The 24604-nt window shown below is 29.3% G+C and carries 14 protein-coding genes and 1 other annotated feature; of the genes, 10 read left to right on the forward strand and 4 right to left on the reverse strand.

Going from position 1 to position 24604, the window contains the following annotated elements; genetic code table 11:
• The first annotated feature begins 274 nt into the window (after nt 1-274).
• From BUA48_RS12100 to BUA48_RS12115, 4 genes are all read left to right on the forward strand, one after another.
• Nucleotides 275-1576 carry a M18 family aminopeptidase gene (locus tag BUA48_RS12100; RefSeq protein ID WP_072832328.1) on the forward strand — a complete coding sequence of 434 codons (1302 nt, stop codon included), beginning with the start codon at nt 275-277 and terminating at the stop codon, nt 1574-1576.
• 179 nt (nt 1577-1755) lie between these two features.
• The gene (locus tag BUA48_RS12105) at nt 1756-10389 is read left to right on the forward strand and encodes a glycoside hydrolase family 94 protein (protein WP_072832329.1); all 8634 of its coding nucleotides are present in this window, start codon (nt 1756-1758) and stop codon (nt 10387-10389) included.
• Nucleotides 10390-11032: 643 nt separating this feature from the next.
• Entirely contained in the window at nt 11033-12994 is a 1962-nt protein-coding gene (locus BUA48_RS12110; protein WP_072832330.1) for an OPT family oligopeptide transporter, read from the forward strand.
• 124 nt (nt 12995-13118) lie between these two features.
• Complete coding sequence (locus tag BUA48_RS12115) at nt 13119-13538, forward strand: hypothetical protein (protein ID WP_072832331.1); 420 nt, start codon at nt 13119-13121, stop codon at nt 13536-13538.
• 299 nt (nt 13539-13837) lie between these two features.
• Here BUA48_RS12115 and BUA48_RS12120 read toward each other — a convergent pair whose 3' ends face one another.
• Both BUA48_RS12120 and BUA48_RS12125 read right to left on the reverse strand, forming a co-directional pair.
• Nucleotides 13838-14656 (reverse strand): pyruvate, water dikinase regulatory protein, encoded by an 819-nt coding sequence (locus BUA48_RS12120; protein ID WP_072832332.1) that lies wholly within the window; start codon nt 14654-14656, stop codon nt 13838-13840.
• 146 nt (nt 14657-14802) lie between these two features.
• Nucleotides 14803-15000 carry a hypothetical protein gene (locus BUA48_RS12125; protein WP_072832333.1) on the reverse strand — a complete coding sequence of 66 codons (198 nt, stop codon included), beginning with the start codon at nt 14998-15000 and terminating at the stop codon, nt 14803-14805.
• 241 nt (nt 15001-15241) lie between these two features.
• Nucleotides 15242-15475 (forward strand) — a binding site (T-box leader).
• 129 nt (nt 15476-15604) lie between these two features.
• On the opposite strand from BUA48_RS12125, the gene trpS reads away from it, so the two are divergent.
• A complete protein-coding gene (gene trpS / locus BUA48_RS12130) occupies nt 15605-16603 on the forward strand; it encodes a tryptophan--tRNA ligase (RefSeq protein WP_072832334.1) in 999 nt (332 codons plus the stop codon).
• A 343-nt stretch (nt 16604-16946) separates the two neighbouring features.
• A complete protein-coding gene (locus BUA48_RS12135; RefSeq protein WP_072832335.1) occupies nt 16947-17498 on the forward strand; it encodes an ATP/GTP-binding protein in 552 nt (183 codons plus the stop codon).
• A gap of 88 nt (nt 17499-17586) precedes the next feature.
• Here the strand turns inward: BUA48_RS12135 and BUA48_RS12140 are convergent, their stop codons facing one another.
• Nucleotides 17587-18456, reverse strand: coding sequence for a cation diffusion facilitator family transporter (locus BUA48_RS12140; protein ID WP_072832336.1), 870 nt, complete (start codon nt 18454-18456; stop codon nt 17587-17589).
• Between the two features lie 639 nt (nt 18457-19095).
• Between BUA48_RS12140 and BUA48_RS12145 the strand changes: the two genes are divergently transcribed.
• The gene (locus tag BUA48_RS12145) at nt 19096-20685 is read left to right on the forward strand and encodes a peptide chain release factor 3 (protein WP_072832337.1); all 1590 of its coding nucleotides are present in this window, start codon (nt 19096-19098) and stop codon (nt 20683-20685) included.
• A 268-nt stretch (nt 20686-20953) separates the two neighbouring features.
• Here the strand turns inward: BUA48_RS12145 and BUA48_RS15645 are convergent, their stop codons facing one another.
• Nucleotides 20954-21103 (reverse strand): hypothetical protein, encoded by a 150-nt coding sequence (locus tag BUA48_RS15645; protein WP_178138983.1) that lies wholly within the window; start codon nt 21101-21103, stop codon nt 20954-20956.
• A gap of 224 nt (nt 21104-21327) precedes the next feature.
• Here BUA48_RS15645 and BUA48_RS12150 point away from each other — a divergent pair, with 224 nt between their 5' ends.
• The 3 genes from BUA48_RS12150 (at nt 21328) to tyrS (ending at nt 24471) form a co-directional block, all read left to right on the forward strand.
• On the forward strand, nt 21328-22470 hold the full coding sequence (locus tag BUA48_RS12150) for an RNA-binding domain-containing protein (RefSeq protein WP_072832338.1): 1143 nt from the start codon (nt 21328-21330) through the stop codon (nt 22468-22470).
• 220 nt (nt 22471-22690) lie between these two features.
• On the forward strand, nt 22691-23104 hold the full coding sequence (locus tag BUA48_RS12155; protein ID WP_072832339.1) for a hypothetical protein: 414 nt from the start codon (nt 22691-22693) through the stop codon (nt 23102-23104).
• 152 nt (nt 23105-23256) lie between these two features.
• Nucleotides 23257-24471, forward strand: a complete 1215-nt coding sequence (tyrS, locus tag BUA48_RS12160) for a tyrosine--tRNA ligase (RefSeq protein WP_072832340.1) — start codon at nt 23257-23259, stop codon at nt 24469-24471.
• Nucleotides 24472-24604: the final 133 nt, after the last annotated feature.

The following is a 24604-nucleotide window of genomic DNA, read 5'->3' on the forward strand; positions in this document are numbered from 1 at the left end:
CAATGGTCTTGATAAGATAGATATAATAACGAATGACCTAAATAATTAATAACCGAAAGTAATTAAAGCACTTGTATAAGTGCTTTCTTTTTTTATATAAATATGAGCTTTAAAGAGTATAAAATAAAATTACAATACATAATAAAACTTTTAATTACTTAAATGATTTAAATTTAGCTTATAAAACTAATTAATAATTTAGAAGATTACAAAAAAACTCTATAATATGGTAAACTATTAAGAGACCAATTAATTAGTTGAAAGGGGATAAACTATGAGCAATGAATTAAAATTTGCACAAGAGTTAGTTGACTTTTTATATGATAGTCCAACAGCTTTTCATGCAGTGAAAAATGCTAAAGACGTATTAAATGAAGCAGGATTCCAGGAGTTAAAGGAATGTGATAAGTGGGAACTAGAAAAGGGCGGTAAGTATTATGTATCTAAAAATAGTTCAGCTTTAACAGCTTTTATAGTGGGAACTGGTGAAATAGAGGAGCAAGGTTTTAAAATAGTAGGAGCACACACAGATTCTCCAGGATTTAGAGTTAAGCCTAATCCTGAAATGATAGTTGAGGGTAACTATGTAAGATTAAATACTGAATCTTACGGCGGTCCTATTTTAAATACTTGGATGGATAGACCTTTAGCTATTGCTGGAAGAGTAATGTTAAAGTCAGAGGATATTTTTAATCCTGTAACAAGATTAGTTAATATAAATAAACCAATACTTATAATACCTAATATTGCTATACACATGCAAAGAGATTTAAATAAGGGCATGGAACTTAATAAGCAAAAGGATATGTTACCTTTATTAGGTTTAGTTAATGATGAATTAGAAAAAGGCAATTATTTAATAAAAGCAATTGCTAAGGAATTAAGAGTAGAAGCATCAGAAATTATAGATTTTGATTTATTCTTATATGAATATGAAAAGGGTTTAATTATGGGCTTAAATAAAGAATTTATTTCTGCTTCAAGATTAGATGACCTTCAAATGGTTCATGCTGGAATAGGGGCTTTAAAGAAAGCTAAGGCTTCAAAGGCTACAAGTGTTATGGTTTGCTTTGACAATGAAGAGATCGGAAGCTCAACTAAGCAAGGTGCAGACTCTCAAATGCTTTCAAATGTGTTAGAAAGAATTGTACTTAGTTTAGGAAAAGGAAGAGATGAATTCCTTAGATCTTTAGCTAAATCATTCATGATATCAGCTGATAATGCACATGCAGTGCATCCATCTGCTCCAGAGAAGCATGATCCTACTAATAGACCGATGATAAACAAAGGTACTGTAATAAAGGTAAATGCAGACCAAAGTTATACAACTGATTCACATTCAGATGCTATATTTGAAAGATTATGTGAAAAGGCTGAAGTACCTGTACAAAAGTTTGTTAATCGTTCTGACGTAAGAGGGGGTTCTACAATAGGACCTATATCATCAACTCATTTAGATATTGCTTCTGTGGATATAGGAAATCCAACTTTTGCTATGCACTCAATAAGAGAGTTAGCTGGAGTTAAGGATCACATGGATGTATATAAAATATTCTTAGAATTATTTAATATATAAGATTTTAAAAAGAATATACGGTTTTTAAAAAGAGATTTATCGCTAAATTATGGTGGTAAATCTCTTTTTTTACGAAAAAATAAGGAAATCATACATAAAATATAAAAAATAACTAATAAATTTAAGTAAATTGGTAAACAATAACTTGAGAAACGAAAAAATACGAAGGGGTGATGGCAATGTATTTCTATGCATATTTGTTTATAGCTGTAGCAGTAATTCTATTAATTATGGCTCTTATTAATAGATTTATGAACAATGAGAAAACAGATTACTTATTTGAAGACATTATATTTGAAGAAGTAAATATTGACGGAATAGAAAAGCATGCTGAGAATATTTCAATAGGTAAAGATAAAGAGAGTGTAAGCAATTGTAGAAAACAATTAATCACTAATTTGGATAAGAGCTTTGAAGTTATAACAAATGCACATAGCTTTTTTGAAAATAAGACTAATAAAAGAGAAGTTATTATAGCAGCTGAATGGTTATTAGATAATTATTATCTTATACAAAAGGAGTATAAAGATATTAAGTACAATATGCCCAAAGCTTATTATAAAACCCTTCCAGTAATAAATGATGGAAAAATGAAGGGGTATCCTAGGGTATATAATATAGCCTTAGAGATGGTTATGCACACTGATAGTAATGTAGATGGTGATATAATCAATAAATTTATTTCAGCTTACCAAAATAATAAGATTTTAAGTAGTGGTGAGTTATGGGCGTTGCCATTAATGATTAAAATGGCCTTAATTCAAAACTTAAGTAACATATGTGAAAAGATGCTACTTATACAAAAGCAAAGAGATAAGGGTGAAAAGATAGCAGAGAGAATAATTAATGCTATAAATGAAAACAAACTTCAAGAAGAATTAAAAAAAATAAAAGAATTAAATATAGATTATAAAAGTTATTTTACTGAAAGACTTTTTAAAGTGTTAAAAAATAATGGAATAGAGAATGTAGAAGTTCATGATTTTATAAATGAAGCCTTAGAAAGTAATGATAAAAATCTTGATGAAATGATTAAAGAGGAACATAAATCAGAATCCCTAATTCAAATATCTATAGGAAATTCTATTAACTCTTTAAGAAGAGTAGAAGCCTTAAATTGGCGTAGTTGCTTTGAAAAGTTAAGTGCAGTAGAAGCAGTTTTAAGAAGAGATCCTAGAGGAATTTATGGAAAAATGGATTTTGAATCTAGGGATTATTATAGGCATAGTATTGAGAAGTTATCTAAAACTTTGAAATGTAGTGAAGAGTATTTAACAGAAATGGCTTTAGAATTAGCAAAGAAAGCTAAGGATATAAAGTCAAAGGAATACTTGAAGCACATAGGATATTACATAATTGATGAAGGAAAAAAAGATTTAATTGATGAGGTTAAAAATGAGAACAGTAAAATTAAATATACTATTCCTCTAATTGAAAGAAAACCCTTTGCTTTATATCTTCTTTTAATTTTAGGAGGTACAGCATTATCAATAGTTGCTTTTTTAAGTTTAAGTTATATAAACGATTATTATTTAAAACCATGGAAATATGTATTGGCTACAATTGTTTTACTTGTTCCATGTAGTGAAGTTATTATTTCTATATTGAATTGGAGTATAACTCATAGACTTCAACCTAGATTTGTACCTAAGATGGATTTTACTAAGGGCATAAGTAAAGAATCTTCAACTATAGTTGTAATTCCTACTTTAATTACTGATATATCAGGAATTATAGAGTTGGTAAAAAGACTAGAGATTTATTATCTTAGTAATGATGATAAGAATTTAAGTTTTGCTATTTTAGGAGATTTAATAGATAGCGAAAGTAAAAATAATCAAAATGACAGAGATTTAATTAATGCAACTTTAGATTTTATAGAAAAACTTAATAAGAAGTATTTCTTTAATGAAGAAAAGAAGTTTTATTTCCTTTGCAGAGAAAGAAAATATAACGAAAAAGAAGGTTACTATTTAGGTTGGGAAAGAAAAAGAGGTAAATTATTAGAGTTTAATAGATTACTTAGAAATCAAGGTAATACCACTTTTAATGTTATAAGTTCTGATATAGCTAAGTTAAAGGAAGCTAAATACATTATAACTTTAGATACAGATACAGAATTACCTAGAGACTGTGGTAAGAAACTAGTTGGGGCAATGTCTCATATATTAAATACCCCTCATAAGTCACCTAAGACTAATAAAATAGTTAGAGGATATGGACTTATGCAACCAAGAATAGGTATTAATATTTTAAGTTCTAACAAAACTCATTTTTCAAAGATATTTTCAGGGGAAACAGGTATAGATACATATACAACTGCTGTTTCTGATGTTTATCAAGATTTATTTGGAGAAGGTATTTTTACTGGTAAGGGTATATATGATATTGATACATTCCAAGATATGTTAGATTATAATATTCCTGAAAATACAGTGCTAAGTCACGATTTACTAGAGGGCTCATATGTTAGATGTGCCTTAGTTAGTGATGTAGAACTTATAGATGATTACCCAGCTTATTACAGTTCAAGTTGCAAGAGATTACATAGATGGGTAAGGGGAGATTGGCAACTGCTACCCTGGTTATTTAAAAAGAGCCCTATTAATGGTTTATCTAAATTTAAAATTTTAGATAATTTAAGAAGAAGTTTATTGTCAATAAGCATAATAGCTTTAGTTGTATTAGGCACTTTAGAAATACTACCAGATGGAACAGACAAATGGTTCTTAGCAGCAATTCTTGCTGTTGCAGCACCTATTGTTTTTGATGTATCTGAGGTGGCTGTAACTCCGATAAAGGGAATTAGTTTATCAGGAAAGGTAAAAAGTCAAAGGATATTATGGCAACAAGTATTTTTGATATTTGCCTTTATACCTTATAATGCATATTTGATGCTTACAGCTATACTTAAAACTTTATATAGACTTATTATAACGAGACGAAATATGTTAGAATGGCAGACATCTGCTCATGTTGAGAGATCTGTTGGTAGAGGATTATTTGATTTTATTATTCAAATGGCACCGGGAAGTATAATAGCTGCTATAATCGGAGTACTAGCATTTAACAGGTCTGTATATACTGGAATTTTTATGTTACCAACAGTGGCTGTTTGGTTTATAAGCCCAGTTATTGCTTACATAATAAGTAAGGAAATATATGTTCCTAAAATGAAGGTAAAGGAAGAAAAACAAGTTGTTTTAAGAAGAGTAGCTAGAGAAACCTGGGGTTACTTTAGAGACTTTGTAAATGAAAAAAATAATTGGTTAGGACCTGATAACTATCAAGAAGATCCATTAAAAGGGGTTGCGCATAGAACCTCCCCTACTAATATGGGTATGGCACTAACTTCTAATGTTGTTGCAAAGGATTTAGGTTACATAAGTTTTCTTCAGTTGATTAGCAGAGTAAAAAATACTATGGATTCTATGGAAAGTTTAGAAAAGTTCCATGGGCATTTTTACAACTGGTATGATACTTTAAACAAAATGCCTTTATATCCTAGATTTGTTTCTACAGTTGATAGTGGTAACTTAGTAGGGTATTTATGGCTTATGGAAAGAAGTATAAAAGAATACATGGAAGATCCTATAATAGATTGCAATTTAATGAAAGGATTAAAGGATACTTTAAATTTAGCTATTACAGAAATAAAAGCAATAGAAGATGAAAATCCTTATAAAATACAGTTGAATCTTGAGGAATTAAAGGATATTAACTTAGCAAAATGGGTTGATATTTTAAATGAAATTTTAAGAGAGAATAATGAAATTGATTTAAATAATGAAGAATTATTCTGGAATAGGACCTTGAGAGAAGATGTTATGGGATATTTAGATGAGATTAATGAATTATTTCCTTGGTTACCTTTAATATTGGATAATCCTAAGATTAATAATAAATTGGAAGATATGATTTTAAAGATACCTTTCCATACAAAGGTAAGGGAATTAGCAAAAGAAATAGAAGGATTATATAGGCATATAGAAAAGCATAAAAATACCTATAAGGAAGAATCCTGTATTGATTTACTTAAGGCTGTTGAATTAAGTAGTAAGAGAATAAGAGAGTTATACTGTACAATTGAAAATTTACAAGAAAGTATAGATAAAATGGCTGAGGAAACTGATTTTTCTGTATTATATTCGAAGAGTAGAGAATTATTTTCTATAGGATATGATATGGAAGCTGATAAGTTGGTTGATAGTTATTATGATTTACTTGCATCTGAGTCAAGACAGGCAAGTTTTGTAGCTATTGCAAAGGGTGATGTGGAGCAAAGACACTGGTTTAAATTAGGAAGAGCTATGACTTATGTATCTGGTAATAAGAGTTTAGTTTCTTGGAGTGGTACTATGTTTGAGTATTTTATGCCACTGTTAATAATGAAATCTTACCCAGAGACAATCTTAGATGAAACCCATTTAAATGTCATAGGCGCTCAGAAAAAATATTGTTTTCATAGAAAGGTACCCTTTGGAATATCTGAATCAGCTTATTATAACTTTGATGTGGATAAAAACTATCAGTATAAGGCTTTCGGAGTTCCTGGTATTGGGCTTAAGAGAGGGTTAGTGGATGAACTTGTAGTATCACCATATTCAACTATGTTATCTCTACAAAAGGATTTTAAGGGATCTTATGATAATTTATTAAGGTTGATTAAAGAAGGCTTAGAAGGTAGATATGGTTTATACGAGGCAGTGGATTATACTAAATCTAGAATTAAGAAAACAAGCAAAAAAGAAGTTATAAAATGCTTTATGATTCACCATGAGGGTATGAGTCTTATGGCATTAGATAATGTGCTTGAAAAAAATATATTACAAGAAAGATTCCATAGTATTCCTAGAGTAAAGGCAACAGAATTATTATTACAAGAAAAAATGCCTCAAAAGGTGGTTTATGATAAAGAGCTAACTTTACTTAAAGAGGATATTGAGGAGTTTAAGACTCCAATTATACCTAGAAGATTTAAAGCTAACATTACATCACAACCAGAAACTCAATTATTATCAAATGGAAGTTATTCCTTGATGATTTCTAATGGTGGAAGTGGTTGGGGTAAAAAAGATGATCTGCATTTATATAGATGGAGAGAAGACAAAACCCTTGATAATTATGGTATGTACATTTATATAAAGGATGTTGATGAAAATAATTATTTTAGTAACACCTATGAACCAGTAAAAAAATTCAATGATACTTATGAAGTTAAATTTTCATTAGAAAAAGCTATCTTTAGAAAGCTAGAGGATGAATTATTAGTTACTACGGAAATAACTGTATCTGGTGAAGAGGATTTAGAAATAAGAAGACTTTCATTATATAACAAAGGTAAGAAAGATAAAAACTTAGAAATAATGAGTTATTGTGAAGTTGTATTAGATGGCTATGATGGAGACTTAGTTCATCCTGCCTTTGGTAATTTATTTATAACCACTGAGTATGTAGAAGAGCCTCAATGTATTTTAGCCACTAGAAGACCAAGAGCTAAGGGTAAGACTCAAAACTGGATGATGCAAAAGCTATCTGTTAAGGGTGATGAGTCTACAGAATTAGAATATGAAACTAGTAGAGTGAATTTTATAGGAAGAAATAGAACTTTACAAAATCCTGTGGCTATGGAAAAATCACTAGATAATACTGAAGGAGTTGTTTTAGACCCTATAATAAGTTTGAAAAAGAAAGTTACTGTAAAGCCAGGAGAAACTATAAAGATGAGCTTTATAACGGCTATCTCAGAAAGTAGAGATAAGGTACTTGAAATTGCTACTAAATATGATGAGTCCCACAATATAAACAGAGTATTTCAATCTGCTTATAATGAGGCATTATCAGAACTTAAGTATTTAGGCATAAAATTTCAACAAGCAAACCTTTATCAGTCTATGGCATCACGTATAATCTTTTTAAATAATCAAATGAGGGAAAGAAAAGATTATATAAAAAATATAAGCAAAGGGCAAAATGCTTTATGGTCTTATGGAATATCTGGAGATTTGCCTATTGTTTTATTAATAGTGAGAGAAGAAAAACATATTGAAGATTTAAAACAAATTTTACTAGCTCATGAATATTGGAGTAGTAAAGGTCTTAGAGTTGATTTAGTAGTTATAAATTTAGAGGGATCAAATTACTATGAGCCAGTTCAAGGCAACATAATGGATGCTATTTATATGAGTGCTTTAAGAGAAAAGCAAAACAAACCAGGTGGTGTATTTGTATATAACAAAGCATCTATGAATGAAGAGGATGTGGAGTTACTTAAAGCATTAGCTAAATTGGTCTTAGATCCTGACAAAGGCTCTGTATTAACTCAAGGAATAGAAGAAAAAAGTGAAGGTGAGGACTTTGAGTTTAGGGAAAAAATAATTTCTAAAGTTACTTGTAAGGGTGAAGAAAATAATATAGAGATTCCGGAATTGAAATATTTTAATGGATATGGTGGTTATGACTTAAAAAATAATGAGTACGTAATAAATTTATATAATAATTTATCGACACCAGCTCCATGGATAAATATTATTTCTAATGGTGACTTTGGTTTTCATGTTTCAGAAAGTGGTGCTTCTTATACTTGGGCTAAAAATAGTAGAGAGTTTAAAATCACAACTTGGAACAATGACTGGGTAAGTGATACTCCTTCAGAAGTATTTTACATAAGAGATAATGATAATTCAGAGGTGTTTACAATAACTAAGTCCCCTATTAATAATGGTGGTCAGTATGTTGTTAAACATGGATTTGGATACTCAATATTTGAGCATAAACAAAATGATATTTATGGAAAGATGACTATGTTCTCTTCTATGAATAAAAATATTAAGTTCTGTAAGATTAACTTGAAAAATACTTGCGATAAAGAAAAAAATTTAACTTTGAGTTATTATGCACATATGGTTTTAGGGGTAGTTCCTCAACATGATGCAGCTCACATATATAGTGATGTAAGTGGAAAGAAAAAGTATATTTATAGCAGAAATCCATATAGCATGCACTTTAATAAATACTATAGCTACTTAAAGCTTATAGGAATTGAAGGCGAAAGTTTCACTGGAGATAGAAGTGAGTTCATAGGAAGAGGAAAATCTTTAAGTAATCCTAGTGCATTAAGTAAAGAAAAATTATCTAATACCTTGGGTGCAGGAATTGATCCTTGTTTAGCTACTATGGGTAATATAAAACTTAAACCTAATGAAGAAAAAGAATTAGTAGTTTTATTTGGGGTAGGTGAAGAACTTAAGGAAATAGATAAAGAAATAAGTGAATATAGTAGCATTGAAAAAGTAGATAATGAATTTAAAGAATCTAAGGATTATTTTAAAAAGTTACTTACTCATATAGAAATAAAAACTCCAGATGAGTCCATGAATTTACTTGTTAATGGATGGTTAATGTATCAAACCTTAGTATGTAGAATATGGGCAAGAACGGGATTTTATCAATCTGGTGGGGCTTATGGATTTAGAGATCAGTTACAAGACTCTATGTCACTAACTTATTTAAATCCTACACTTACAAGAAATCAAATACTATATAGTGCATCAAGGCAATTTATAGAAGGTGATGTACAGCACTGGTGGCATCCTGGAGTAGATAGTGGAATAAGAACTAGATTTTCAGATGATTTATTATGGCTACCTTTTGTAACTATAGATTATATAAAAAATACAGGAGATTATAGTATTTTAGATGAAGAGGTATCTTATCTTGAGGATGATCCTTTAAGAGAGGGTGAAGATGAAAGATATAATATCGCTAGAGTTTCAAAGCAAAAGGGTACTATATATGAACATTGCATAAAATCTATTGAGAGAGGACTTAACTTCGGAGAGCACAATATACCTTTAATGGGAAGTGGAGACTGGAATGATGGTATGAGTACAGTTGGAAACAAAGGCAGAGGAGAAAGTGTGTGGTTAGGCTGGTTTATATATAGCATTTTAAATGATTTTAAAGAAGTATGTGAGTATAAAAAGGATAAAAAGAGAAAAAATTACTACTCCGAAATGCAAGAGTTCATAAGAGAAAATCTTGAGAAAAATGCATGGGATGGAAAATGGTATAGAAGAGCTTACTTTGATGATGGAACTCCACTAGGTTCTCATTTAAATGAAGAGTGTAAAATAGATTCATTATCTCAATCATGGTCCATAATATCTGGAGCAGGAGATAAGGAAAGAAGAGAAATAGCAATGGATTCCTTAGAAAAATATTTAGTTAAAAAAGATAAGGGATTAATAATGTTACTTACTCCACCATTTTACAAATCTGATTTAGAGCCTGGTTACATAAAAGGTTACGTTCCAGGTGTTAGGGAAAATGGAGGCCAATACACTCATGCGGCTACATGGGTAATACTTGCATTAACTAAACTTGGAAGAGGAGAAGAAGCGGTAGAATTATTTGACTTAATAAATCCTATAAATCACTCAAAAACTAAGGAACAGTGTGATATATATAAAACTGAACCTTACGTAATGTCAGCTGATGTATATGCAGAAGAACCTTATGTAGGAAGAGGTGGATGGAGCTGGTATACAGGAACTTCAGGATGGATGTATAGAGTTGCCATAGAGGGAATACTAGGATTAAAGCTTAAAGAAGGCAAAGGATTTACTATTGCTCCATGTATTCCAAAAGAGTGGGATGGATATGAAATTAAATATACTAAAGATAAAACCATATACAACATAAAAGTTAAGGTAACAGGACATAAAGAAATAAGAGTAAATGGTGAAGTACTAAAAGATAGCTTTATAAGATTTAGTAATGAAAAAGAAGTAAGAATAGATGTAACAATCTAAAAAAGTAAAGCTTTAGAAATTAAAAATGAATAAAGTTTTTTGAAATGAAAATACTAAGTGACATAAAGGATTTTAAATTTCAAAAACATATTTGGCTAGCTTAAGGGTAAATAAGGTGTCTTTATCAAGTATTCAATCTATAAAAATCATTATAATTATAAAAAAGTTATAAAGTTAACAAAAAAATTATAAGATTGTTTATATGAAAATAATGGATTGGTATCTTATATATTACTGTTTAGTTAGCCTTTTTTTGAGGAAAATTAAAGAATGAAATAAAAAATACCAAAATTTATAAATAGAATTTTAAAATTAGAATAATTATTTTTAAAACAAATGAATTTAATTAAAATTCAAAATACGATAAATATTGATTTTTTTCTACAAAATATGATATTATTTATTAGGATTTTAAATAAGTAAATGAATAATTAAATAATTGTAACGATAAAAAGAATATTAATTATATTAACATGATAAAGTGTTGAAGTAAATATATTTAATAGAATTAAAAATAAGTCTTAAAATTTGAAAAATATAATTAATACAAAATAATACAAAAATTAATGAGTTGATAAATATCTATTATACTTGTAATTGATATTTAACATAAATAAATTATTAACAACTAAGGAGGATAATCATGGAGAGCAAGAAATTATCACATACTGCTTATGGTGGGATAAAAGGCGAAGATTACATGCCATTTGTACCTACTAATGTAGCTATGCCAGAAGTAAGCATGGTATCTATAGGATTAGGTATATTATTTGCATGTGTATTTGCAGCTGCCAACGTATACTTAGGATTACAAGTTGGTATGACAATAGCGGCAGGTATTCCAGCGTCTATACTTGGAGCAGGATTATTAAAGAAAGTATTTAGAAGAAACAATATTTTAGAAGCAAATATGATTCAAGCTGTTGCAGCTATGGGTGAATCTATAGCCGGTGGTATTATTTATACACTTCCTGCAATTATTATTTGGGGAATGCAGTTAAAACTTTCTACTATTGTAATATGTACTGCATTAGGTGGATTATTAGGACTAGTATTTGTTATTCCATTTAGAAAATATTTAATAGTTGAACAACACGGTGAATTAATATTCCCAGAAGGTATGGCAGCATCAGAAGTACTTGTTACAGGTATGGAAGGTGGAAGCGGCCTAAAAACTGTTATAATGGGTATGGGTGGAGGAGCTGTATTTAAGTTCTTATCTGCTGGATTAGGAATCTGGGCAGAATCTCCACAATGGATTATAAAACCTTTAGAATCAACAATCTTTGGTATTGATGCTATGGCATCACTTGCCGGTGTTGGTTTCATAGTTGGTTTAGAAGTTGCGATCTTTATGTTTGGTGGAGCATTAGTTGCATGGTTTGGACTAATTCCACTTATAAAATACATGGGTTCAGCTTTAACTGAGCCATTATTCCCAGCTACTAAATTAATAGCAGACATGGGAGCTAGAGAAATCTGGAGTAACTACATAAGATACATTGGTGCTGGTGCGGTTGCTGCAGGTGGATTTATTAGTTTAGGTAGATCATTACCGACAATTATTAAATCATTCAGAACTGCTTTACAAGGTTTAGGTGGTTCTGCGGGTGAAGCTGCAGCAACAAAGAGAACTGAAGTTGATACTCCATTAACTTGGGTATTAGCAGCTGCAGTATTTGTATTTGTAATTGCTTGGTTATTACCAGGATTAAAATTAGGTGTAGTTGGAGCATTATTAGCGGTATTATTCTCATTCTTCTTCGCAGTTGTTTCTGCAAGAATGGCAGGTATCATAGGTGTATCTAACAACCCAGTATCAGGTATGACAATAGCTGCCTTATTATTTATCACAGGTGTTTTAAAAATTATGGGAACTCCTACTGATAAAGGTATGATGACTGCTATCTTAGCTGGTGGTATAGCTTGTATAGCTATTTCAGTTGCAGGTGGTGTATCTCAAAGTTTAAAAACAACTTATATCATTGGTGGTACTCCAAAGAAAGTTGAGTGGGGTATGTATGCAGGATTAGTTGTAGCATCATTTGTTGCAGGTGGTGTATTATTAATGTTAAATAATACATATGGAATAGGGACTGAAGCAATAGCAGCACCTCAAGCTACACTTATGTCAATGGTTGTTGAGGGTGTTATGACAGCTCAATTACCTTGGACACTAGTTATAGTTGGAGCTGTAATAGGAATATTCTGTGCTTTAGCTGGTCTTCCAATTTTACCAGTTGCTCTTGGATTATACTTACCAATCAACTTAAGTGCTGCAGTATTAACTGGTGCTTTAGTAAGAAGACTTGTAGATATGAAATTCAAGAAAAACGAAGAACAAGGAAAGATCCAAACAGAAAGAGGTATCTTACTTTCATCTGGTCTTGTTGCCGGGGATGCTTTAATGGGGATAGTAATTGCAATCTTAACTACTATAACTATTGGTGGTACATCTTTAGCTGAAAAAATAGCTATAGGACCAAAATTATTCCCAGCTATTTCTTCAAATGCTTGGATAGCTTTAGCAGCATTTGTAGCTTTAGCAGCAAGTATTTACTTCTTCTCAACTAAAGTTGAAGAAAAAGTAGAAGATAAAAAATAGATATTTTTAAAGAGGGTTTGAGTTTAACTTAGCCCTCTTTTGTAAATAATTTAAAGATTAAGAATGGAGAATAGATTTAGTTCTATTCTTTATTCTTAATTTTTAATAGAATGAGGTGTAGAATATGAGTAAGGAAAAAAAAGAAAATAAGCAAGATAATTTTTTATTATATGTACCTTATAGAAAACATGATGAATGGGAAGTTAAAAAAGGTTTTGTGTATTTAATATTTCATCATGACAAAGCTGTTGAGAGATTTATGAGATGGCTTATAAAGAAGCCTTCAGTTAGTGATATGAAATTTGATAGATTAGGAAGTTGTGTTTGGACTAATATGGATGGAAAAAATACAGTTTATGAGATTGGACAGATATTACTTCAGCTTCCTGAACTTAAGAAGGAGTATGCTAATATAACAGAAGAAGATTATATTGATGGATGTCATCCCATTTATTCTAGATTAATAATGTACTTAAGATTTTTAAATAAAAAGGGATGGGCTCGTTTTAAACTTAAGGATGTAAATGTGGAATTTGATAATTAAAAAATATAAAAAGCTGTTACACAAATGAAGTTAAAAGTAGCATATAAATATAATTATTTATATGTTAAATTTAAAATTTTAGTGAAACAGCTTTTTAGTTTATATACTACATAATATTGAAATTAGGTTACTTCACTATAACTTCTTTTGAATTTACTTTAAAGTTATATTTAAATAAGTAGCCTTTATTAGAACTTATGTCATTAATAAATATAACTACTTATAAATTAAAGTTTAGAGTACTAATTGAATGTTGTATATAAGTAAGAGCATTATTGTTTTATTAAATATGTATATAATTATTCTGGTTTTATAGATTCTAAATGCTTTGTAATAAGTAGAGCAGTATCTTCTATGGCTCTATCTGTTACATCTATAGTCTTGCAACGTAAACGTTTAAAGATGTTATCAGCGTATTCTAGTTCTTCTAATATTCTACCTTCGTCTGCATAGGTATTTTTGCTTAAAGCAACAGTATACTTATCTAATCTGTGTTTTCTTATTTTAATAAGTTCTAAAGGATTTATAGTTAAAGCAATAACTCTTTTTCTATCAATTTCAAATAATTCTTCTGGCACAGGTGCCTCTGGAATTAAAGGAATATTTAATGCTTTGATACCTTTATTAGCTAAGCATAAACAAATTGGAGTTTTAGAGGTCCTTGATAATCCTATAAGTACAACATCAGCATGTTTAATTCCGCTATGATCCTTACTATCATCATATTGTATAGCAAACTCCATAGCTTCAATCATTTTAAAGTAGTTTTCATCTACTTTCCATACAGCCCCAGGATTATAATCAGGCATTGTCTTTAAGAGAGAAGAAGCTACACTTATAACGGGTCCTAAAACATTGCTTATAGCTATGTTTTTTTCCACGCAACGTTGAGTTAAGAACTCTCTAACCTTTGGAAGTATTATAGTTGATACTATCATAATAGGGTTAGAAGTATTATTTAAATCTAGAGAATTGATGAAGGAATCCACAGCATCTAATGTTGTAAGATAAGAAACTCTCTTTACAATAACATCATGATGAAATTGTTGAGCAGAGGCACGAGCAACTAATTCAGCTGTTTCTCCGATTGAATCTGACACGGCATATATAGTTAACATAATAAACACCAACCTTAAAGTATATTTAAAATGGACAATAGAAAACTATTGTCCATAAAATTCAGTTAGAAAATTTTAAATTTCCTTACTATTTAATTATATTAGCCATGTATATAAAACTCAATAAAAAGTTGGTTAGTTAAAAGTTATCTGTGCTTTTTAGATGGATTAGCATCCTTAGTATAATTATCTCTATTAGAGTCATAAGTATAGTCAAATTCAGCATTAACTATATTATTACAAACTATAGGGTCTGTAGCTGGGTCAGGCATATTTGGTGTAGTAAAAGTATTCATATTAGGATTTTTGATTTTATCTCTAGTAGTTTTTTGATTTTTACTCATGTATATCACTCCTTATAAATTTATAAGATTAGTATTCCACTAAAATATAAAAACATAACTATTAAGAGTAATAACTTATTGTCAATAAAGTATAATATTAAGCTAAAAGACATAATATAAGGTTAAGTTTTAAAAGAAAAAAGTAAAGTATAAATAATGCTTTCAAAATACCTTTGAGGTGTTGACAAAACACAGTTTTAGGAATAAGATAGTTATAAAATATAAGAAATAAATATGGTATTTAAAATCTGTGAAGAAAAGTAAGTAAGTTTAAAAACAGACTTTCAGCGAACTGCAAAGGGTGTGAGTGCAGTAGTTATGCTTAAATTGAATGGGTTTCTGAGATTGAGGATGAAATTATAGTAGTTTTTCACGTAGGCTCTACGTTATAAGAGCAAGATATGATAAGTATCTATTGAGAGGAAGTTTTTAACTTCTGAAAATTAGGTGGTACCGCGTTAATTACGCCCTATGATTATTAAAGAATCATAGGGCTTTTATATTATAAAAAAATATGAAATACATTTATTAATTAAAAATAAAATTTTAAGAATTTAAAATGACTATAATATATAGCTTAATTTGAAAAGAAGGGATGATAGAAATGGAAGAAAATAAGAAAGTAATATTTAGTGGTATACAGCCATCAGGAGATTTAACTTTAGGAAACTATTTAGGAGCATTAAAAAACTGGGTTAAACTTCAAGAACAATATGAATGTTATTTTTGCGTAGTAGATTTACATGCTATAACAGTTAAACAAGAACCTAAAGATTTAAGAAAGAGAACTTTAGAATTATTAGCTATTTATATAGCTACAGGTATAGATCCAGAAAAAAATACTTTATTTATACAATCACATGTGCCAGCACATAGTGAATGTGCATGGTTATTAACATGTTCATCATATATGGGTGAATTAGGTAGAATGACTCAATATAAAGATAAGTCTAAGAAGGCAGGAGACAATATAGGGGCAGGCTTATTCACTTATCCTGTATTGATGGCAGCAGATATATTATTATATCAAACTGACTTAGTTCCAGTTGGAAAGGATCAAACTCAACACTTAGAACTTGCTAGAGATTTAGCTGATAGATTTAACAAGGTATATAGCCCAACCTTTAAGGTTCCAGATGGATATATACCAGAGGCTGGGGCTAAGATTATGAGCTTACAAGATCCAGCTAGAAAGATGTCTAAATCAGATGATAATCCAAATAGCTATATCTTAATGATGGATGACCCAGATACTATAAGAAGAAAAGTAAATAGAGCAGTTACAGATAGTTTAGGAGTAGTTAAGTACTGTGATGAGCAACCAGGAGTTAAAAACCTTATGACTATTTTAGGGTGTATTACAGGTATGACTAAGGAAGAAATAGAAGCTAAATATGAAGGTAAAGGGTATTCAGAGTTTAAGTCTGATGTAGCAGAAGCTATAGTTAAGGAACTTGAACCAATTCAAAATAGAGTTAATGACTTATTGGTAAATAAAAAAGAGTTAGAAGAGATATATACTAGAGGTGCAGAAAAGGCTGAGTATGTTTCAAGAAAAACTTTAAGAAAAATGCAAAAGAAAATAGGATTTATTCCTAGATAATTTTATAAGTTAATATTAAAAAAGTAAAACTTAAAAATTAGGCTTAGGTAGAAACCTTGATTTATAGATTTATAATTGAATGGTATACCTAAGCTTTTAATTTTATATTAGATATAGTTAAGGTATTATGGAGAGAGGTTTTCAACTCTTTCATAATAAATATAAAAGAATTTATTTTAATATAGAGGTACTTAGTTACAAGATATAACATGAGTATTTATTACATAAATGAAATTAAAAAGATTTGAAGGAAAATTATTTTAATAATTATTGTTACATTGAAAAACATACGAAAAATTGATATAATATAATCCTTGATTAAAAACAGATGGAGGCTAAAATCATGACAACTAGGATTGCAATACTAGGTGGACCAAGATGTGGGAAAACAACACTTATGCAACAATTATATGTAGATATGAAGGTGAAAGGGTTAGATGTTGGATGTGAACCAGAATATTCTACTCTTTATTTAAAAGAGAAAGGTATGATTGAAAGTATATCAGAGCAATATGGTATATATCTTGGACAATCCATGCTAGAGGAATCTTTAAGCGTTCATGACTATGCTGTTACTGACTATGCAACCTTTATACCTTATGTTTATGGTAGATTTATGTTGGGTAGCAAAGAAAGAAGCAAAAAGGAAATTGAGATTTTAAAAGATTTATATAAATTAGCCTTAAGGGATATATCTAAATATGATTACATTTTTTATGTTGGTAGAGAATTTGGATATGAACAAGATGGCATAAGATGGCAAAATGAACAACTGGCAATAGCAATAGACGAAGCTATAAAACAGTTTTTAGATGCAGAACATATAAAGTACATAGAATTAAATGGTGACACCAAGGAAAGAGCTAATACAGCTATGGAGATTATGTCTCTATAGTATTATATATGAATTGCCAAAATGCTAATTAAGTAATTAATAATAAAAACCCATGAGTTAACTCGTGGGTTTTTATTATTAATAAGGATTACTTATTTACATAAGGATTTATGTGAACCATACAATGTTTTACATCAGAGTTTTCTTCAACTAAGTTATGGACCTTTTGTGCTATATCATGTCCGGACTTGACGGGGATATCTGAATCTACGGAGATTTCTATATCTACATAGATTTTATTAGCGTGAAGTCTTGTTTTAAGCGTATCTATTTTTTTTACACCTTCAATAGATTTCACTTTATCCTCTATTTCAGAAACAATCTCTTCATTAGCAGACTGATCTATGACTTGAGCAATGCTTTGTTTTGCTATATCATAGCCTACCTTTAATATTAAAATACTTATTATTAAAGCAACTAATGAATCTAAGATTGGAAAACCTAATCTTGCACCTATAATTCCTATTAAAGCACCTATAGAAGAAAGTGAGTCTGAACGATGATGCCAAGCATCTGCTTTTAAGGAAGAACTATTTATAATCTTTGCATATTTCATTGTGTAATGATACATCCATTCTTTAGTGATTATAGATATGATTGCACCTAATATAGCTAAAGAACCTGGTACTATATAGTTTCCAGCTAAAATATTTCTAACTCCAGAAACGCCTATTCCTATACCTACTGCTAAGAGCATAAGACTTAAGAATAAGGAGGATAAACTTTCGATTTTTTCGTGACCATATGGATGCTCCTTATCTTCAGGTTTATGAGAAAGCTTTAGTCCTATTATAACGCCTATTGTACTTACTACATCAGAAAAAGAGTGGACTCCATCTGCAAGCATTGCATTACTTCTTGAAACAAATCCTATTAATATTTTTATGAAGGATAAAATAGCATTACCGATGATGGTTATTTTACTAACTTTAACCCCAATTTCCAGTCTGTCTTCCATGGAATAATCCTCCTCTTATTATCAATTGAGTTTTAAAAAATAAAACTATACTAGTTATAGTACTATAAAAAATGAGAAATGTTAAGGGTTTTTGGAAAATAAGTTTAATGGATTTGATTATCAATTGAAAATGATATGAAGGTTTAATTGGGAATAAAAATGTTTTTCAATTGGAAAAAAATTCACTTGAATATGAAAATCAAAATAGTAATTAAATGAGCTTTTAATATATAATTTTTTAAATATAATATGTAGAAAAATATTTAACTTTATAAAAACTTGTGGATAAGTTGACAGAGGGAAACAATATAGTTAAAATCAAAAGTGGTGTAATAGCAGATTTTAAGGATATAATAAAATATAAGGTATTTATTGAGTATTTATGTTTTAAATTAAGTATGTTAGTTTACACTTTATAGTATATGCAAAAATATAATATAAAGTTTCTATATATTATATTAAATTGAGTTAGGAGAATACCAATGTAAATTAAACTTAAACTTTATATATTAATCAAATGAATTAATAAGGTATAAGAAATGTTTTAAATTATATTAAGTAGAAGTTTAAAGCATAACTTATTACTTGAATAAAGGAAAATAAGATTTATATAAGCTATATAGAAAAGGAGAAAATTAAGTGGAAGAGTTAATAAATAAGATTAAAAAGAGAAGAACCTTTGCTATAATATCTCACCCCGATGCTGGTAAGACTACTTTAACAGAGAAGTTCTTATTATACGGAGGAGCTATTAGAGAAGCTGGTTCTGTTAAATCAAGAAAGGCTGCTAAGCATGCTGTTTCAGACTGGATGGAGATAGAAAAGCAAAGAGGTATCTCTGTTACATCTTCAGTTATGCAGTTTAATTATGATGGGTTCTGTGTAAACATTCTAGATACACCAGGACACCAAGACTTCAGTGAGGATACTTATAGAACACTTATTGCTGCAGATAGTGCAGTAATGGTAGTTGATGGAGCAAAGGGTGTTGAGGCACAAACAAGAAAGTTATTCCACGTTTGTAGTATGAGAGAAATACCTATCTTTACCTTAATAAATAAGTTAGATAGAGAAATTAGAGATCCTTTCGAACTTATGGAGGATATTGAAAATGAATTAGGTATTAAATCTTATCCAATGAACTGGCCAATTGGATGTGGTAGAGAATTTAAAGGTGTTTATAACAGAGAAAATAAAGAGATTCAATTATTTAATGGTGGAAACCATGGACAATCACAAGTTGAGAATATTGTGGTAAAACTTGATGATCCTAAAGCAGAAGACATTTTAGGAGAATCTTACTATAATAAACTTTTAGAAGATATAGAACTTCTTGATATAGCTGGAGATGAGTTTGATTTTGATAAAGTTGTAAACGGACAAATGACTCCAGTATTCTTTGGAAGTGCTATAACTAACTTTGGTATAGAACCATTTTTAAATGACTTCTTAAAGTTAACATTACCTCCATCACCTAGAAATAGTGATATAGGGGAAATTGATATTTACGAAGAGCCATTTTCAGCCTTTGTATTTAAAATTCAAGCTAATATGAATAAGGCACATAGAGATAGAATAGCCTTTATGAGAATTTGTTCAGGTAAGTTTGAAAAAGGCTTAGAAGTTAACCACGTTCAAGGGGGAGATAAGATTAGATTAACTCAACCTCAACAATTCTTAGCACAAGATAGAGAAATAATAGAAGAGGCTTATGCAGGAGATATTATAGGGGTATTCGATCCAGGTATTTTCAGTATAGGAGATACATTATGCAAGAATCCTAAGAAATTTAAATTTGAGGGTATACCAAGCTTTGCTCCTGAGCATTTTGCTAGAGTTAAACCTGTAGATACAATGAAGAGAAAGCAATTCATTAAAGGTATAACTCAAATATCTCAAGAGGGTGCTATACAGGTATTTAAGCTACCTTTCATGGGTGTAGAGGAAATTATAGTTGGAGTTGTTGGTGTACTTCAATTTGAAGTTTTAGAGTACAGACTTAAGAATGAGTATAATGTTGATATCAAAATGGAGAGACAGGGTTATACTAATATAAGATGGATTGAAGAGTCACCTATGGCTGTTGATAAGTTAAACTTAACAAGCGATACTAAGTTAGTTAAGGATTTAAGAGACAGAGATATTTTATTATTCCATAATGAGTGGGGAATAAGCTGGGCTTTAGATCATAATAAAGGATTAGTATTATCTAATATAGGAAAAGTTTAAAAAAGAAAAAATTTAAAAAAGCTAAGAGAGAATAGATAAAACTAAAAAAGAGGTAAGATAACAATCTTTAATTTTGATTTTTATCATGTATTTTTGTTTTTTAGTTTTAATGGGACTGTAGCATAAAAGTTTAATAATGATATATAATAAAGTATTTCTTATGAAATATTATATATATTATTATTATATTCTTTATTGTTATAGTCCCATTTTTATTGAGTATTAATTTAAAATATAATTAATAATTAAATTGTATAATTTAAATTAGTTACATATTCTTAGTTTTAACTCTTATGGTATCAACAATAAGTAAAAGTAATGTTCCTATAAGCAACACATTAAATACATGTATGCTACTATTGAACATTAACATTATTAAGATGCTCATAGTAATTAAACCTAATATAAGTCTAATCATAAGTGTTCTACCCTCCTAGAGTCCATATTCAGACTGCCAAATCCACAAAAAATGAATTTTTAGTAGTTTAATCCTTTGTGTTTAATTTTCTTTGTAAAATATTCAATCTAGTTTATTGTTCCCAATAAACTTATTTTTATTTATTTTATTAACTTGTAATTGAAAGACGTAAATATTGTATAATAATATTAAGATGGAAATAATCATACAATGGAGAAGTGATTATGAATATAAATAAAGTGAAAAATTTATTAAAGAAAGAAGAAAGTACTAAATTAGATTTTAAATTAACCATAGATTTATCCTTAGAAAGTGGTAAGAAGGAATTTGCTAAGGATGTAGCAGCTATTGCAAATGCAAGAGGTGGAAGAGGATATTTAGTAATAGGTGTACAAGATAAAAGTAAAAATATAATAGGAATAGATCCTAATAATTATGGAGAAGAAAAAATTCAACAAATAATAAGTTCAAGAATAGATCCACCTGTACCAATATCCTTGGATTTTGTTCAAATAGAAGGAAAATATATTGCAGTAATAACAATATATGATGGTAGGCAAAAGCCATATCAAATAAGAGAGAATGGAGCTTTTGTAATAAGAAGAGGCTCTACTACAGATTTCATGAGACGTGTTGAAGTTGCAAATTATCTAACAGAAAGTTTTAATTTAGATGTAGAATTAGTTCCAGTAGTAAGAAGTAATATAGATCATATAAATAAGGATTTAGTTAAAGATTATATAAAGAAAAAAGGTATATATTTTAGTGAAAATGATTTTAATGAACTTATGGAGAATATAGGTATAGTAACTAGAGAAAAGGAAAGTGGAAAGTATATTGCAACCTTAGGTGGTTTATTAGTATTTTGCCAAGATAATAGCATATATCTTCCACATAATATGGTGAAAATAGTAAATAAGATTAATAAGGAATATAAAGAGAATTTCATTGTGCAAGGTGATATAATTTCTATTATTGAAAAGAGTATGGAAATAATAGATGAAGTAATAGGAGATAATTTACTAATATCCAATGCAATTAATGAAGCTATAAAAAATGCAGTGTTATATAGAGATTATACGATTTTTGATAAATGCATAGAGGTTGAAATAAGTAAAAAGGGAATAATTATAACTAGTCCAGGAGCAATGATGACTGAAAAATATAACAATTCCGTAAGTATAAGAAGAAACATGTGGATATATGAAAAAATTATAGTTATGGAAAGTACTAGATATGTTAAAAAGTATAGTGGATTTGAGACTATGAAAAAGAACTTAAAACCAAAGGGAAGAGTTAGATTTATAAATTCTTTATCAGAAAACTGCTTTAAGGTTATATTTCCACCTATTAATAAAACAAAATAAGGAAATTTTCAATAAAAAATTAAAATTATAAAGTTATTTAATGTAGTATAAAAGGTTTTTATCAAGGATATTTATACAAATTTTAAGTTATAAATATTTATAATTTAGAATAATATATATTAATAAGAAAATGGAATATAGAATCGTAAAATTAATTGAATATCTTATCCAGAACTATATTTTTCTAAAGTTTTATAATATTTTCAAGGGGGAAGCTCTAATGATATATTTAAATTGCGGGGTAAAAGGATCAGGTAAAACAAAAATCTTGATTGATTTAGCTAATGAAAAACTTAGGGATGCAAAAGGAAATTTAGTGTTTATAGACTCTAATCATGAAATTGCAAGGGCGCTAAATAGAGATATTAGATTTATAGCTTTAAATGAGTTTAATGTAGATAACTTATCTAAGATGAATGGTTTAATCAGTGGAATTATAGCTAAAGACTATGATGTTGAGAGCATTTTTGTAGATGGACTTTTAAAAAACACTTCGGAGAGCTTAGAAGACTCTAATCAATTTTTTAATGATTTAGAAAAAATAAGTGATGAATTTGATGTTGATATGTATATTAATATCAGCTCGCATAAAGATTTAGTTCCGGATTTCTTGAGAAAATACAATTTTATTTAGGGTAACTTTCAAAACAATTAATATATAAGGGAGTCTGTATAAAAAATATACAGACCCCCTTTTCACTTTTATGCTTTTAAGTGTTAAAATAGAATTGCAAAATAATGAATAAATGTTAAAATAGTATGTAGTACAAAATGGAGGTGGCATAGATGTCAAACGTTTACGATATTTTAACAGAGCGTGGATACATAAAACAAACTACTCATGAAGAGCTAAAAGATATTTTAGGTAAAGAGAAAGTTACCTTTTATATAGGATTTGATCCAACAGCTGATAGTTTACATGTTGGACACTTTATTGCAATGATGTTCATGGCTCACATGCAGAGAGCTGGACATAGACCAATAGCACTTGTTGGTGGTGGAACTGCAATGATAGGTGACCCATCAGGAAGAACAGATATGAGAAAAATGCTAACTAAAGAAGATATAGAACATAATGTTAGTTGCATAAAAAAACAATTAGAAAGATTAATTGATTTTAGTGAGGATAAAGCTATACTTGTAAATAATGCAGATTGGTTATTAGACCTTAATTATGTAGAATTTATAAGAGATATAGGATGTCACTTCTCAGTTAATAGAATGTTAACTGCAGAGTGCTTTAAGCAAAGATTAGAAAAAGGATTATCATTCTTAGAGTTTAACTATATGCTTATGCAAGGATATGACTTCTTAGTTTTAAATCAAAAATATGGATGTACAGTACAATTAGGTGGAGATGACCAATGGTCTAACATGATTGCTGGTATGGATTTAATAAGAAGAAAAGAATCAAAACCTGCTTTTGCTATGACATGTTCTTTACTTACTAACAGTGAAGGAAAGAAAATGGGTAAAACAGCTAATGGAGCTCTATGGTTAGATCCAAGCAAGACTTCTCCATATGAGTTCTATCAATACTGGAGAAACATTGCTGATGCTGATGTTGAAAAATGCTTAAGATTACTTACATTTATTCCAATGGATGAAGTAAGAAGACTTGCAGCTTTAGAAGGCTCTCAAATCAACGATGCTAAAAAGATATTAGCCTTTGAAGTAACTAAGCTTATACATGGTGAAGAGGAAGCTCAAAAGGCTGCTGAAGCATCACAAGCTTTATTTGGTTCAGGAAGCGATATGGCTAATGTTCCAACAGTAACTATAACTAAGGATATGGTTAATACTTCATTACTTGATATATTATTAAAAACTGAAATTATACCATCTAAGAAAGAGGGTAGAAGATTAATAGAGCAAGGTGGATTATATGTAAACGATGAAAAAATTACAGATCCTAATGCACTTTTAGCTGAAGCTCAATTAGTAGATGGAGCTTTAGTTAAAAAAGGTAAAAAGAAATTCTATAGAGTTGTAGCAGAATAATTTTAAATGACACTTGTCACTAAGGGATAAGTGTCATTTTTTATGCCTGTATTTATTAAGTAAATTAGAAGAAAAAATCAAAATACACTTGAGATTATTTATTGAAAAATACATATATAGAATTTTTTTATTT

Origin of the sequence: Clostridium collagenovorans DSM 3089, from assembly GCF_900130005.1 — a bacterium.
Taxonomy (GTDB): domain Bacteria; phylum Bacillota; class Clostridia; order Clostridiales; family Clostridiaceae; genus Clostridium_D; species Clostridium_D collagenovorans.